A 13,960-nucleotide genomic window follows, 5' to 3' on the forward strand; every position below is an offset into this window, starting at 1 on the left:
TTTATGAAGTTTTTACCATTTTTGGCAACTTTTGTGCTGTCATTCGCCTGTTCTGAAATAGTAAAAGTGCCGGTAAATGCTCAAGAAATCTTGCTTCAAGCTAAAGTTGATGTCGCGCAGCCGGTAAATGAATTAGATAGATTAGAACAGCAAACCCAACAACTTTATGAAACAAGCCGGTTTGCAGAAGCAAGCGCATTGTTACAGCGATTGCAAGCTAATTACGCAACAGTTGGGGATAAATTAGGTGAGGCGAGGGCGTTAAGAAATCTAGCTTTAGTTTATCATGCAACTGGCGAACGTTCAAAAGCAAATGAAGCGATCACGCAAAGTTTTCAACACCTCCAAGAATTGGAAGAAACACGAGGAAAGACAAAACTTTTAGCTCAAATTTTAGAGGTTAAAGGGCAGTTGCAACTGTCTGCCGGCAAATTGGAAGAAGCGCTAGACACTTGGAAAAAAGCTGCCAATACTTATAAAGAAGTTGGCGATATAAGCGGAGTTACTAAAACTCGAATTAACCAAGCTCAAACGCTGCAAACACTGGGATTATACCGGCAGGCGATTAAAACTTTGACTGAAGTTAGAGAAATTCTTCTAGTGCAAGCAGATTTGCCGGTTAAAGCAAAAGGATTGCAAAGCTTGGGTGATGCGCTACGGGTTGTGGGAGATTTGAATCAATCTGAAGAAGTTTTGCAGCAAAGTTTAGCAATTGCTGAAAGATTGCAAGTAAGGGAAGCGACTGCCGGCACACTTCTTAGCTTAGGAAATACAGCGAGAGTCCAAGGAAAATCCGAAGAGTCTTTAGAGTTTTATCAACAAGCTGTTACAGCATCTCCTTTAGTGGAGATTCAAGTTGAGGCGCAACTGAATCAACTGAGCTTATTAATAGAAGAAAATCGAAGCGCAGACGCTCAAGGTTTAATCACAGAAATTCAATCAAAAATTGTTAAATTGCCCCCCAGCCGCCCAACAATTTACGCTCAAATTAATCTGGCGAGAAGTTTGATAAAAATGGGAAACGCTACAGCCGAAGAAACACGAAACGCGGCTGAAATATTAGCCAATGCTGTGCAGCAAGCTCAAAACCTGGAAGACAAAAGAGCAGAGGCATACGCCTTGGGAAATTTGGGGAGGGTGTACGAAGAAAACCGGCAATGGGAAGAAGGGAAAAAGCTAACAGAAAAAGCGTTACTTTTAGCGCAATCAATTAATGCTTCTGATATTACTTATCAGTGGCATTGGCAGTTGGGAAGAATTTTAAAAGAGCAAGGAAATCGAGAAGACGCAATCACAGCTTATAGCCAGTCTGTCAGTACGCTTCAGTCTTTACGCAATGATTTAGTCGCGGTTAATTCAGATGTTCAGTTTTCTTTTAGAGAAGGTGTTGAACCTGTTTACCGCGAGTTAGTGGGACTGCTATTGCAACCGGCAGCCAATGTAGAGCAATCTGCTTTAATTCAAGCCAGACAAGTAATTGAATCGCTACAGCTAGCTGAGTTAGATAATTTCTTTCGAGATGCTTGTTTAGATGTAAAGCCGATTCAAATTGACCAAGTAGATTCTAATGCAGCAGTTTTTTATACGATTATTCTGAAGGATCGATTAGAAGTTATTCTGGCTTTACCCGGTCAACCACTGAAACATTATACCACAGAATTAACCCAAGAAACCGTAGAATCAACCCTTAAGGAATTGCGTGAAGCTATCACAAATCCTCGGCGGCAACTTTCCATAAAACACTTTTTAACGCCTTCGCAGAAAGTGTATGACTGGTTAATTCGTCCCATTGAAGCTGACTTAGCAAATAGTGGAGTAAATACCCTGGTATTTGTTTTAGATGGAGGATTTAGAAATATTCCCATCGCCGCTCTTTATGATGGTGAGCAATATTTGGTTCAAAAGTATAGTGTGGCGTTAACTCCCGGCTTGCAATTGCTAGAGGCAAAACCTTTGGCGCGGGAAAACTTGAATATTCTGGCTGCCGGTTTGACGGAAGCGCGTCAAGGCTTTTCTTCACTTCCTCATGTTGAATCGGAATTAGATCAGATTAAAGTAGAAGCATCTACTCAAATTCTTTTAAATGAATCTTTTAGTAAGTTTAATTTTGAAAAAAATGTTCAATCAATTCCGTTTTCTGTGATTCACTTAGCCACTCATGGCGAATTCAGTTCGCAAGCGAAAGATACATTTATTCTCACCTGGGATGGGCAAATTAATGCGAAAGAATTAGATAGTCTTCTTCGTAGCGAAACCGGGCAAAATAAGCCGATTGAATTGCTGGTTTTAAGTGCTTGTAAAACTGCGGCGGGAGATAATCGGGCGGCTTTAGGGTTGGCGGGTGTGGCGGTGAGAGCCGGCGCACGGAGTACAGTAGCGTCTTTGTGGTATGTCAGTGATGAGGCAACTGCTGTTTTGATGACTGAATTTTACCAGGAGTTAGCGAATAGCAAAGTAACGAAAGCTGAAGCTTTGCGCCGCGCTCAAGAAGCAGTTTTGTTAAACGAGGAATTGTCTCACCCGTATTTTTGGGCGGCTTTTGTCATGGTGGGAAATTGGTTGTAGTTGTGAATAGGGATAGCTCGAATCTCTAACAAGAATTACGACTAATTCTTGCAGGACGGGTGAGTAAAACTGGGAGGGTGAGGGGTGGCGTTTGGGGCTGCGGCAGTTAAAGTAATTGTTCCGTCGGCTGCGATGATCCAGCCTTGCGCTTCGACTAGGGGAGTTTGGGTTGTTGAGGCGGATGGGGTTGGGGAGGGTTGTTTGCTCAACTCATCCTCGCCGGCATCTCGCGTTGCCCACTCCACAAGGGCAGTATTGCTGCTAAGAGGGGCGCTGGGGTTGGGCGGCAAACCACCGCGCCCGGTTACGATAAATTCGCTACCGGCAACGTCTTCACAACCGGCAGAAATTAGCCCTTCAATATTGGTAACTTCGACTTCAGGAACGTCTGCCGGCTGCACACTGACATTGCCCTGAATATTTAAATCTCCAACTGCGTTAATAGTGCTATTTGGCGATGTAAAAACCGCTAAATCTGAGCCGGTGAAAGGATTAATCGTAATATTGCTACCGCCCCCAGGATCGCCGGCATTGGTGGTGATGCGGCTTCCTTCCAGCAGCACCAGCGTCACCGGCTCAATAGTAATATTGCCTTCTGTGGTGAGATTGCCGGTTTGGCTGCCGCTGGCTGAGATTTCGCTTCTGCGGCGCAGTTGAATATTGCGGGCGCGTAAGGTAATATTTCCGCCTTTGCCGGTTGCAGAGGTTGCGGTGACTTTTCCCTGGTTAAAAAGACGCACATCACGACTGGTAATCTCGATGCTGCCTGGATTTCCTGAAGCAAACCCGTTTACTGTTATTTCTGCGCCGTCCCCAATTACTAAACGTTCGGTGTTAACGATTACATCGCCGGCATCTCCAAAACCCGAAGTATCAGCATTGAAACTGCTAGTTGTTCCATCTGCTGAGGTGCCGATGATTTCAACGCTGTCGGTAGCGCGGACGGTTAAATTTCCCCCATTTCCCTCACTTGCGTCACCAGTGTCAACAAGTACGTATCCCCCATCGCGGACACTCATTTTGCCAGCTTCTATTGTGACGTTGCCCGCATCGCCGGCACCCTCCGTCCCTGCCCCTAGGATGCTGCTTGTCTCCCCATCTGCTGAGGTGCCGATGATTTCAACGCTGTCGGTAGCGCGTACTTTCAGGTTGCCGGCGTTTCCCTCGCTGGAAGTGGCAACAACGACTCCCGCCCCATCACGGAGAATTAACTGGCCAGTTTCTATGGTGACATTGCCGGCGTTGCCGGTGCTAAAAGTTGCAGAGGCTAAGATGCTGCCTGTCTCCCCATCTGCTGAGGTGCCGGTGATTTCTACCGACTCAGCCGCGCGAACTCTCACATTTCCCCCGGTTGCGTCCCCAATGTCGAAGCTTGAATCTGCGATCCCTCGGCAATTTGGATGCGCCTGCCGGCTAGCTGGATATTACCGCCACCTTCTCCACTGGCAAAAACGGCAGATTGTCCGCTGAGTTGGATATCTTTAAATGTTGCAACGTTTTCATATCCCAAGGCAAAACCTGTGCCGGTTGGAGTGAGGCTAACGCTGCTGTTATCCCCCACACTCCCCAGTTCAATTCGTCCTGCCGGCGCTTTTAATAAGCCACCAGAAAATGTTACATCGCCCCCAACAAGTGCCAAGGTTCTTGCCGGCTGCAGCCCCAGCCCAATGGGACTGTCTAAAACGCTTTGTTGAAAGGCAATGTCAGCTTGGACGTCGTAGTCTGTGGCCGGTTGGTCGTCTGTGGCCGGTTGGTCGTCTGTGGCTAGTTGGTTGAGTCCTTGCCCTTGCACAGCAATACTGCCCGGATTTGAGGCGAATTGCAAGCCAACGGGCACATTTACGGTTAATAAAGGTGGAGCTTGCGGGTTTTTGGCGCTGAAAAGACTGCCATCGTTAAAAACAATACTATTGGCCGTACTTGCCAGAAATGAGCCGCCAATATTTAGCCTTGCATTGGGTCCCAGAATTATCCCGTTGGGGTTAATTAAAAATAAGTTAGCGCTGCCATTTGCTTGAATTAATCCATCGATATTGGAAATTGAGCTGCCAGTTACCCGCGAAAAGATGTTTTGAATTTCTAGGGCGCTATCAAAATGGGCAGTGGTGCCGGTGGGGAGGGAAAATGAGCTGAAACTGTGAAATAAATTACTGCCGGCAGTTGTGCCGCCGGTGATGCGATTGATTTGCCCTTCGACACTGACAGCGGAATTATTGGGTAAGGTTGCATCTGGCACAATTTGAGCGGACGCAGAAAAACTGCCGGTTAACGCCAACATTGCGCTGAGGTGAAGCGTGATTTTAAATGCGTTGCTCAATACGTTCATGATTTCTAACTTCTGTGGCGAGTGGCTGATTGCTTATTCCCAGTTTTAAAGACTAAACAGGTTTTTCAGCCGGTTGCGAACCCAAGTCACTGGATTTTTGTCATCTTCCGCTGCATCCACCAATCCCATTTCTCGCAATTGCTGCTGTCGTTGTGATAATTCTTCTTTGTGTTTTCCTAGCTCTTGGACAATTACCTCGGCTAATTCTGGATTGGCGCGTAATAGCGTTTCAAAACTCTGATGGTTAATCACAAATAGAATGCTATCTTCTAACCCCCGAACTGATGCTGTGCGCGGAATTCCTAACATTAAGGATAGTTCTCCAAAAAATTTACCTGGCCCCAAATTTGCCAGACGTTTGTTTATTTTCTCTACAAAAACTTCTACCGATCCAGAAAGGACGATATAGAAAGCATCCCCCGGATCGCCTTCATGAAATAAAAATTCTGAGGGTCGCAAGCGTTTTCGATACCCACTTTCAATGAGCTGCCGCAGTTCTAAATCGGTAAAGTTTTCAAAATAAGTTACCTCCCGCAATAGATCCCGAAGCGCTAAAGGTTTAGTTGGGGCAACGACAGAGGCCGGTTTTACAGTTTCCTTGAGGATTGGTGGGGTTGATACTTGTGAGGGTTCTTGACCATTTTCTCCGAATACTTGCGGAGGCGATACCTGTGGAAGTTCTTGACCATTTGCTTGATAACGAGATAACGGTGTCAAGACTTCTGGATTTCGTAGCCACAAATCTCTTTGAGGAAAAGGAATTGTAATACCTTGTTGTCGCAGATTATATTCAATGATAAAGTTTAAAGAACTTCGCACCGCCTGTCTATTATCAATGCGGCTCACCCACACGCATAATTCAAAGTTCAAAGCATTATCACCGAATCCTAGAAAAAAAACTTTAGGTGCCGGCTCGTGTAAGATGTTTGATTCCATGTAAGCCGATTTTAAAAGAATTTCTGTGACTAAAACCGGATCGCTTTCATAGGCAACCCCTATGGGAATATGAATGCGTCCTGAAAAGCTTTCATAAGTCCAATTTGTTAAGCGATTTTCAACTAATTTGCTATTGGGAACAACGACATCGCAACCATCTAAGGTTCGGATAATGGTAGAGCGAATTGAAATTTCTTTAATATAGCCAGAAATACTGTCAAATTCAACAAAATCTCCAACTTTTACCGTTCGTTCTATCAGTAAAGTCAGACCACTCACAAAGTTTTTTGTGATATCCTGCAACCCAAAACCAATACCAACGCCTAAGCCGCCGGCTACAACCGCTAAAGAAGCAAGGTTAAAACCACTTGTTTGCAGAACAATGATAAAGCCTAATGTTCCAACCGCATAACTGATGATTGTGGAGATCGCTTCGCGGTTTCCCTCATCAATTCCCATTTTAACCAGCAGTCGGCGCTTGAGGAAATTTTTAAGCGTGCGGCAAATAAAGATAAGGATTAATAACAACACACATAGCTGAATTACAGCAGAAATTGAGATCGAATAATCTCCAATTTTAAAGGGTTCTGTAATTCGCTTATAAAGCTCTGTAAATAGTTGCTGCAACAGGTTGTTCATTGAATTCATACTTTTCCAAGAAGTGCCGGCAGAATATACATTTCGACTTGGCAGGAAACCCAAGAACTTGAAACTAGGAGATATACAGACAAAGCCCGCCCAGACAAACTTGAAAATCGATTATACTCGATTTTTGTCTGTGCGAACTTTATTTATATGGCTGCGCTTGTGCCTTTCGCAGATGCTAAGCAAATTGTCTCACTCTATTTTTACGAGCACCGGCACACCCTTGCAACTTGAGTATATTTACAATTTTGCGGACTTTAAACTCGCTGACGTGCTCAGGAAGTCTGAAAACTCAAAAATCTCTCCTCGCTTCACAAACCCGCAGAATCCATCTTTTTTTGCATCCGGAAGCGCACCCGGTTGGTAACCGTATAACCACATTTTACGTTTAATCGCTTCTGGTAACTTCAATAATTGATTATAGTGGGCATGAACTTTAGTGGGAAACGATGAGGTTTCACAATCTTGAAAAATAATCTCCGCTTGCTCATAAAATTCTTCAAGCTGCTCTAAACAAAGTTGCGTATCTGTTGTTACAAATACTTTAACTTTATCCACTTCAAAAAATAGCCCAAAACTTGGCATGATATAATAGCCGTTATTAATGTGAACAACTTTAATCGGCTTAAACTCTATTTCTTGCCAGTAAAAGCTATTGTTCGGTTCAACTTTTTTAACTTCAAAGAAGCTGTTGATATCAACAATTTCGCCTTCAATATGTCTCATGCCACCCGACAGCGTTCGCTCCCAAAGTTCATTGGATAAGGCACTGCTCAGATAAAGATTGGGTTTATCGCATCTGGGGTCAAATTTTGTAGCAAAGCCAATATATTCTAACCCACCGGCATGATCCGTATGTAAATGACTGATATAAATATCAGTGATATCTAGATGTGAGAAACCGGCAGTGTGAAGAGAAAACCGAATATCGGAACCGCAATCAATCAAAAGTTTATGCCCTTCTTCGCTAACTAAAAGCATATTTGATTGAAAATTATCGGCTCCAACCGTGAAAGCAGACCCCGATCCTAAGAAAATTAACTTCATTTTTTTTTACTGCCTATCAGTTAAATAAACATCCTTCGCTGTTGCTCAGGATCACACTCAGCTCATTCACAATTACTTGCCAGTTCCCAACGCTTCCAGTGATTTGTAGAGAGCGTCAAGCTTCGCGGCTACTACCGGCGGTTTGGCTGTAAACTGGATATAAAATCTTCCCGCATCTGCCGGCTTTTCTACAACCTTTGCATAAACATCTTCACCGGCTGCTTGTAATAAATTAAGCTTGAGATTACTTAAAGGTGCCGGCATTAACTCCTGTGCAAGTACCTCAGCGCCTTTTGCAGAAAGCTTTACCAAACTTCCCTGAAACAGTTTATCGCTAACATCCTTTCCTTCCAGAAGCGTATACTGAATCGGAAGTTCTTCTGTAAGGGGAAAAAATTCCTCTTCTTCTTTCCTGAGAAAAAGATTGTAGGGTGCGCCAATGCCGGCCACTTCATAAATCGTAATCGGCTCTTTCACACCTTTGGGCGTTACCTGACGCTGCCCCTCTATTTTAACACTTGAACCCGCTTCTTTTAAAGTAGGTTCTGAAATCAAAATTTGACCGCCGATGGTATAAGATTCGATGCGGTAAGTGAGGTTAACCTGACTGCCAACGATGCCATATTTCGTGCGTTTCTCGGAACCGATATTTCCCACCACCACTTCACCCGTATTAATCCCGATTCCCATTTCCAGTGCCGGCAATCCCCACTCGTTCATCTTTTCATTAACCCGCGTCATTGCCAACTGCATCGCCACCGCACAGGCAACTGCCCTTGTCGCATCATCTTCTCTGCCGGTGGGGGCACCAAATAACACTAAAATCCCATCACCCATGAACTCATCAATTGTTCCTTGATAATGGGTAATTTCATCTGCCATACAGCCTAAATAAAAGTTAAGAATTTTCACAACTTCTTCAGGCGGCAAGCGTTCGGACAGGGCAGTAAATCCTCTTAAATCTGAGGTAAAAATTGTAATTTTTCGCCTCTCTCCACCCATTTTCAAACCTTCGGGGTTTTCTAATAAATTAGCCACCACCTCATCAGTTAAATAACGTCCAAAGGTTTTACGAATATCGCCGGCAGTGCGGGCAATGTAAGCGGTGATTGCAATAACTGAACCGCCTAGCGCCAGTAAAGGTGGCACCACAGGTATCCACCAGCCCGACAACAAAGCTGTATAACTTATTCCCAATAAAATGCCGGCTGAAATAATTGGACTCGCGGTTCGTCGTACAGAAAAAGATTTTACCCCACCGATATATCGCAAATGCCAAGTCAAAGTTGCACCGGCAACCGCCCAAAATAAAATCCACAGCCCCTCTAAAGGTTCCGACCAACTTTTAATTAACGGACGATTATCTAGAGCTGCGCTGAGAATTTGGCTCGTTAAATTTGCGTGAATTTCTACCCCATTCATCGGCACCGGCAGGCTGAGCAAACCACTACTATAGGGCGTTAAAAATGAATCGTTAAAACTCTGTCCGAATTTCCCGATCAAGATTACCTGATCGCGTCCCCAATCGGGTGGCAGCTTGTCTTCCAAAACATCGCTCATCGAAACCGTATTGAAGTGCCGGCTCGATCCGCGATAATTTAATAAAATTTGATAGCCGCCGGCATCTGCACGCACATAGCCGCCATCATTAGCTTCAAAAGGGACAACAACTGCTTTTCCTAACTTCCAATTATCTGTCCCTTCAACCGGCTCTGGGCTAATGCCTTGCTTCTCTAAATAGTACCCCGCCAGAAGTAGCCCTAAACTGTAGACGGTTTCCCCATTTTTATCTGGCACGAAGAAAAAGCTGCGCCGCACTTTGCCATCGGCATCAATCAGCAAATCATTTGCGCCTACCTGCGCCTGTTTATTTTCTAGCAGCGCCTCTGGCGGGGCAACTGTCTCGCTTTTGCTATCTCCAATAACTTTCTGGATACCAACTAAGGTAGGCGTAGATTTGAAAATTTTAACTAATTCTTGATGCCCCGGTTCAACGGGGATATTGCGATAAATATCTAATCCGATTGCTCTTGGCTGTCTCGCTTTTAGTTTGTTAATCAGCTTGGCATAAATTCCATCAGAAAAGTTGGCTTCTCCAATGTTTTTCACATCAGCTTCATCAATACCAACAATGACAACGCGGTTGTCGGACGCTTCTGGGGGACGTAGGCGCATAAATTGGTCAAAAACCCCCCATTCCCACGGCTGCAAGAAGCCGGCAACGCGGAGGACGATGATTAACGCCGCAATACTGGGGGCAGTAATCCATACACCGCGCCATTGCCACAGAAGACGTTTAAAAGGTGTCCACATACAACCGCATTGTGATTAATTTTTTGCCGTGCAGCAGGGGGCAAAAGGTTCAGATGCGAACTTTTGTAGCCCAACTGACTTTAGTAATTGTTCCCATTCTGCCGGCTGACTATCACGCAACTGAGCAAGAATTGTAACAGTTTCATTCCAAACTCTCGCATTGGCATACAATTTTGCCTGTTCCAAGGGTGTTGCCTGCTCTAGTTTGCGTTTCATATCCGCACTCAATTCGCTGCGTCGGATAAACCCTTGGACAAATTCATCGTTTTTACGATCTTGATCGTTGCAGATTAAAGCGAACTGCCATGTATGGTATTTTCCTACTTCTAAAGCTGTCGTTTCAGGAAGGCTCACTTGTACAACACCGGCAGTATCGGCAATGGCAAAAGTATTGACATAAACATCTTCCCCTTTATCATTCACTAAAACAAATTCTGCTTGTTTCGCAGTTGTTTTAGGCACAAAGAAAAAGAAAGAAGGATTACCGACAGCCGTTGTTCCCACATTATTACGACTCGGCATCAACGCCGTTAAAGGCATTTTGCTATCTGTACAAGCAGAATCATCTCCCCGCGATCCTCCGCCGGCTGTGCGTCTTGGGGCACCGCGATCAGATGTTTTTGGAAACTTGAGACTGATCAGCATTTCTTGAGAAGATTGCCCCCCAACCTGTGCCGGCACTGCAGCAAATGTGACAAGTGCCGGTGAAACAATGCCGGCAACCATTCCCAACACCCCAGAAAATTTGAGTAAATTCATCATAAAAATCACTCCTCTTCAATAAAATGGCTAACAGCTTTATTGAACAATTGACAGCAAAGATAATCCCCAATTGGCTGATCTACTCTTAATGAATTTATCAACCAAGCTCATGTTCCTAATGAAGCAAATATCCCTGGCGATTGAAATCACATCTACACAAACCCACTCTGCCGGCGCGGACTTTTGAAGCCAGCAGCGTGTTGAGTCTATATCCATGTGCCTTATTTAGAAAAGTAAGATATCTCCCACTTTCCCAATGCCCAATGCCCCATGCCCAATGCCCAATGCCCCCTCTATTTCCATTCCCCTTGCACCGTAAAACCGGCCCAATAAAACGGCGCTTCCCATTCCTGTTGCTGCCACATTTCTATCTGTGCCGCCCGCAGGGCAGCAGCCGGCGCTAAACCTTTTTTCAGCATTCCTTGATAGAAATTGACCATTAGATCCGATGTCGCCGCATCATCCACACTCCACAGACTCACCACAACACGAGCCGCCCCTGCATACATAAAGCCTCTTGTCAAGCCTACCAACCCTTCACCTCGAATTTGTTGACCCAGGCCGGTTTCACAGGCACTCAAAACCACCAACTCAGCCGGCAGATTCAGGTTAAAAATTTCTGATAGGCGGAGGAAACCGTCTTGCGGCTTGCCTTGTTTGTCCACCATCGATAGCACTAATCCTGATAACTCTGGCTTCATGCTGTTGAGGATGCCGTGAGTCGCAAAATGAACCATGCGATATTCGCTGAGTTCCGGACTGGTGGCGATATCTCGACTTGCTGCAAAACCGAAAGCTTTGGTTTTTTGGGAAGCCGGCACCAGTGCTAAAATTTCCTCAGCTTCTTCCTTCGTAAAGGGTAATCGCTTCAGGTTGAACTCGAATTCTTCAGCCGGCTTCTCACCTTTAACCGGCTCGATTGATGACACATTTTTAACGCGCTCATCATTTTTGGCAAATACCGGATCAGCAAGCACCGCCAAAGCCTTAGAAGCTGCAGTGCGTCCCGCAATTTCTCGCCGTAAAACACCAATCGTTGAGGCAGAAGGCAAGTTAACGAGTTCGTGCTTTACCACCAACGGCACCAATTCTGATGCTTGAGAAGCGCCGGCATTCTTATTAACCGGCAGCGCTGCAAAAGGAATGTATTGCAAAGCCCCATCACTGACAATTAGCAAGCGTTTGTCAGCCAACTGATCGGCAACCGGCGCGAGAATAATCTGACTCAGTGCAGCCGCCGATTCTACCGTCTTTTGCCGGCGAATTCTCATACTCGGAACCGTCACCGCATCTCGGAAATTCCGGGCAGCGTCCTCGATTTCCTCCCGCCCAGGCAGTTCATAGCTATTAATAGAAGTCGGTGTCACCGCCCATAAATAACTGCGATCCGCGCCTAGCGAGTATTCCAGCAGCACCGTATTTTCATCCAACACCTGTGTTTGAATTTCTGATAACGTCAGCGGTTGCGGCTGGGTGAGAGCGGCGTAGCGGGGACTTTTGGCTCGGATTTCTGACTGAACTTGCCGGTATTCCGCCAAAAGGGTAGAAATTTGGGTGTTAATTGCGCCCGTCTGTTCTTTTTTATGTTGACCGGCAAGCATCTGTACCCGACGTTCTTCCAGTGTCGCAAGTTGTTGCTGCAAGCTGCTTTCACGTTCTAATAGCTGCGGATCAACGCCTTGACGAATTTCTGCACCGGCTTGCGTCAGGATCTCCAAAAGCGAACGCGCCCGTGCCCGCTCACTGACTTGCAGCGCCGCCGCATCATATCCTTGATCCGGGTTGGTTTTATGCAACTGCATCAACAGGTCGATGTAAAATTCGTAATAATCCTGTTTAGAAGCAAAGAAAGAAGTCCGCAAATCCTGGCTGTCTACCTTTGTTCGCAAGTCTTCAATAATTTCAATCGCCGCTTCAATTTCAGTTTTTGCTTGATTCAGATTACCCAACTGACGTTGAGACTGGGCAAGCCGGTAAAGGGTTAAAGCTTCCTTCGGGCGATCGCTTAGCGCCCGACGCAGGGGCAAAGCTTGGTTATAGTAATTCAGTGCTTGCGTGTGATCGCTGGAACTGGCATAGACAAAGCCGATATTATTCAGCGTGCTTGCTTCCCCCCGACGATCACCGGCTTCCCGCCATAGGGGCAAGGCTTGGTTGTAAGATTCCAGCGCTTTCGGTAACTGCTCGGTGTTGGCGTAGACAAAGCCGATATTATTCAGCGTAGTGGCTTGTCTGCGCCGGTTGCCCACTTCTTGCCAGAGAGGCAACGCCTGGTTGTAGTAGTCCAAGGCGAGATCATACTTACCAGAGTTGGCATAAACTAAACCGATGTTGTTAAGGGTAAGGGGAATTCCAGATTTATCGTTGACTTCCCGATAAATCGCCAAGGCTTGAGTGTAAGCGTCGAGGGCCGGCTGGGATTGGCCCAAGGCATCGTAGATCACGCCAATATTATTGAGTGTGGTGGCTTGCACGCCTTTTTCACCGGCTTCTCGCCACAGTGGCAAAGCTCGGTTATAGGCGTCAAGGGCTTGCTGATACTCGCTCAAAGCATCGTAGACTACGCCCAAGTTATTGAGAGTATACGCTTCTCCACCGGCATCCTTTGCTTCCCCATAAAGGGTGAGTGCTTGATTATAAGATTCGAGTGCCGGTTTGAATTTTCCTAAATCGGCGTTGGTTAAACCAATGCTATTAAGAGTGTCAGCAACGGCAACTTTATCACCCACCGCTTGATAAAGAGAAAGCGCTTGATTGTAAGCGTCTAAACTATTCTGTTTATCTCCTAAAATGCCGTAAACAGAACCAATTCCGGAAAGCGTGTCGGCTTGTTTGGCCCGATCTCCAATTGCTTGATAAAGCTGCAATGCCTGTTTCCACTTTTGAATTGCTTGTGACAGCGATTGCGGCGTTTTTTCTTGAAACAGTTTCAATCCTTCCTCAAAGGCGCGATCCGCTGCGGCGCTACGGCTATCAGAAGGGGTGTTTTGTGAGAGTTGAGCAATTTTCCCCGGCACTTTGCCGGCAGTTGCCACGACGGGCGAAGGCAAAAACAGAACCCCCAACAACAAAGTGATCCCAATTGCGCGGCTGGGGCGCTGGTTCCCCAGCTTCAGCGGGGATTTTAAGAATAAGCGCAAAGACTGTTTAAATTCTCTGTCAATTAAGTTTTGTTTGCGTCTTTGAGCCATAACTGTACTCTTTCCGGAAGGATGAAGGATGAACAGAGAAGGGAGTAAGGAAAAGGCAGAACAGAAGTAGACTTTCTAAAAGACTGATTCCCTGTTTGCTGCGTTCCTCGTTGTTTGTTTACGGTAACGGCTCTTTAAGGGAAAATGCGACGAAATCCGTCAACTTTCCGATCTG

General features: G+C 45.7%; 8 protein-coding genes. 1 reads left to right on the forward strand and 7 read right to left on the reverse strand.

Going from position 1 to position 13,960, the window contains the following annotated elements; all coding sequences use genetic code 11:
- Window positions 1–3: 3 nt before the first annotated feature.
- Window positions 4–2,565 carry a CHAT domain-containing protein gene (locus H6F73_RS05830; protein ID WP_190757854.1) on the forward strand — a complete coding sequence of 854 codons (2,562 nt, stop codon included), beginning with the start codon at window positions 4–6 and terminating at the stop codon, window positions 2,563–2,565.
- 41 nt (window positions 2,566–2,606) lie between these two features.
- On the opposite strand, the gene H6F73_RS05835 is transcribed toward H6F73_RS05830, so the two are convergent.
- From H6F73_RS05835 to H6F73_RS05865, 7 genes are all read right to left on the reverse strand, one after another.
- A complete protein-coding gene (locus H6F73_RS05835) occupies window positions 2,607–3,905 on the reverse strand; it encodes an S-layer family protein (RefSeq protein WP_190757855.1) in 1,299 nt (432 codons plus the stop codon).
- Window positions 3,902–4,891 carry a filamentous hemagglutinin N-terminal domain-containing protein gene (locus H6F73_RS05840; RefSeq protein ID WP_190757856.1) on the reverse strand — a complete coding sequence of 330 codons (990 nt, stop codon included), beginning with the start codon at window positions 4,889–4,891 and terminating at the stop codon, window positions 3,902–3,904. Before H6F73_RS05840 ends, H6F73_RS05835 begins: the two co-directional genes overlap by 4 nt.
- 45 nt (window positions 4,892–4,936) lie before the next feature.
- Window positions 4,937–6,475, reverse strand: coding sequence for a mechanosensitive ion channel domain-containing protein (locus H6F73_RS05845; protein ID WP_347239477.1), 1,539 nt, complete (start codon window positions 6,473–6,475; stop codon window positions 4,937–4,939).
- 237 nt (window positions 6,476–6,712) lie between these two features.
- A complete protein-coding gene (locus tag H6F73_RS05850) occupies window positions 6,713–7,519 on the reverse strand; it encodes an MBL fold metallo-hydrolase (RefSeq protein WP_190757857.1) in 807 nt (268 codons plus the stop codon).
- A gap of 72 nt (window positions 7,520–7,591) precedes the next feature.
- The gene (locus H6F73_RS05855; protein ID WP_190757858.1) at window positions 7,592–9,832 is read right to left on the reverse strand and encodes an adenylate/guanylate cyclase domain-containing protein; all 2,241 of its coding nucleotides are present in this window, start codon (window positions 9,830–9,832) and stop codon (window positions 7,592–7,594) included.
- Window positions 9,833–9,847: 15 nt separating this feature from the next.
- Window positions 9,848–10,594, reverse strand: coding sequence for a DUF928 domain-containing protein (locus H6F73_RS05860; RefSeq protein WP_190757859.1), 747 nt, complete (start codon window positions 10,592–10,594; stop codon window positions 9,848–9,850).
- 293 nt (window positions 10,595–10,887) lie between these two features.
- Window positions 10,888–13,785 (reverse strand): CHAT domain-containing tetratricopeptide repeat protein, encoded by a 2,898-nt coding sequence (locus H6F73_RS05865; RefSeq protein ID WP_190757860.1) that lies wholly within the window; start codon window positions 13,783–13,785, stop codon window positions 10,888–10,890.
- Window positions 13,786–13,960: the final 175 nt, after the last annotated feature.

Source organism: Microcoleus sp. FACHB-68 (assembly GCF_014695715.1).
GTDB lineage: Bacteria > Cyanobacteriota > Cyanobacteriia > Cyanobacteriales > Oscillatoriaceae > FACHB-68.

Bases quoted from the DNA above. Each gene is read 5' to 3' on its own strand.
- H6F73_RS05860 (WP_190757859.1), bottom strand. From the start codon at position 10,594: ATGATGAATTTACTCAAATTTTCTGGGGTGTTGGGAATGGTTGCCGGC.
- H6F73_RS05845 (WP_347239477.1), bottom strand. From the start codon at position 6,475: ATGAATTCAATGAACAACCTGTTGCAGCAACTATTTACAGAGCTTTAT.
- H6F73_RS05855 (WP_190757858.1), bottom strand. From the start codon at position 9,832: ATGTGGACACCTTTTAAACGTCTTCTGTGGCAATGGCGCGGTGTATGG.
- H6F73_RS05850 (WP_190757857.1), bottom strand. From the start codon at position 7,519: ATGAAGTTAATTTTCTTAGGATCGGGGTCTGCTTTCACGGTTGGAGCC.
- H6F73_RS05830 (WP_190757854.1), top strand. From the start codon at position 4: ATGAAGTTTTTACCATTTTTGGCAACTTTTGTGCTGTCATTCGCCTGT.
- H6F73_RS05865 (WP_190757860.1), bottom strand. From the start codon at position 13,785: ATGGCTCAAAGACGCAAACAAAACTTAATTGACAGAGAATTTAAACAG.
- H6F73_RS05840 (WP_190757856.1), bottom strand. From the start codon at position 4,891: ATGAACGTATTGAGCAACGCATTTAAAATCACGCTTCACCTCAGCGCA.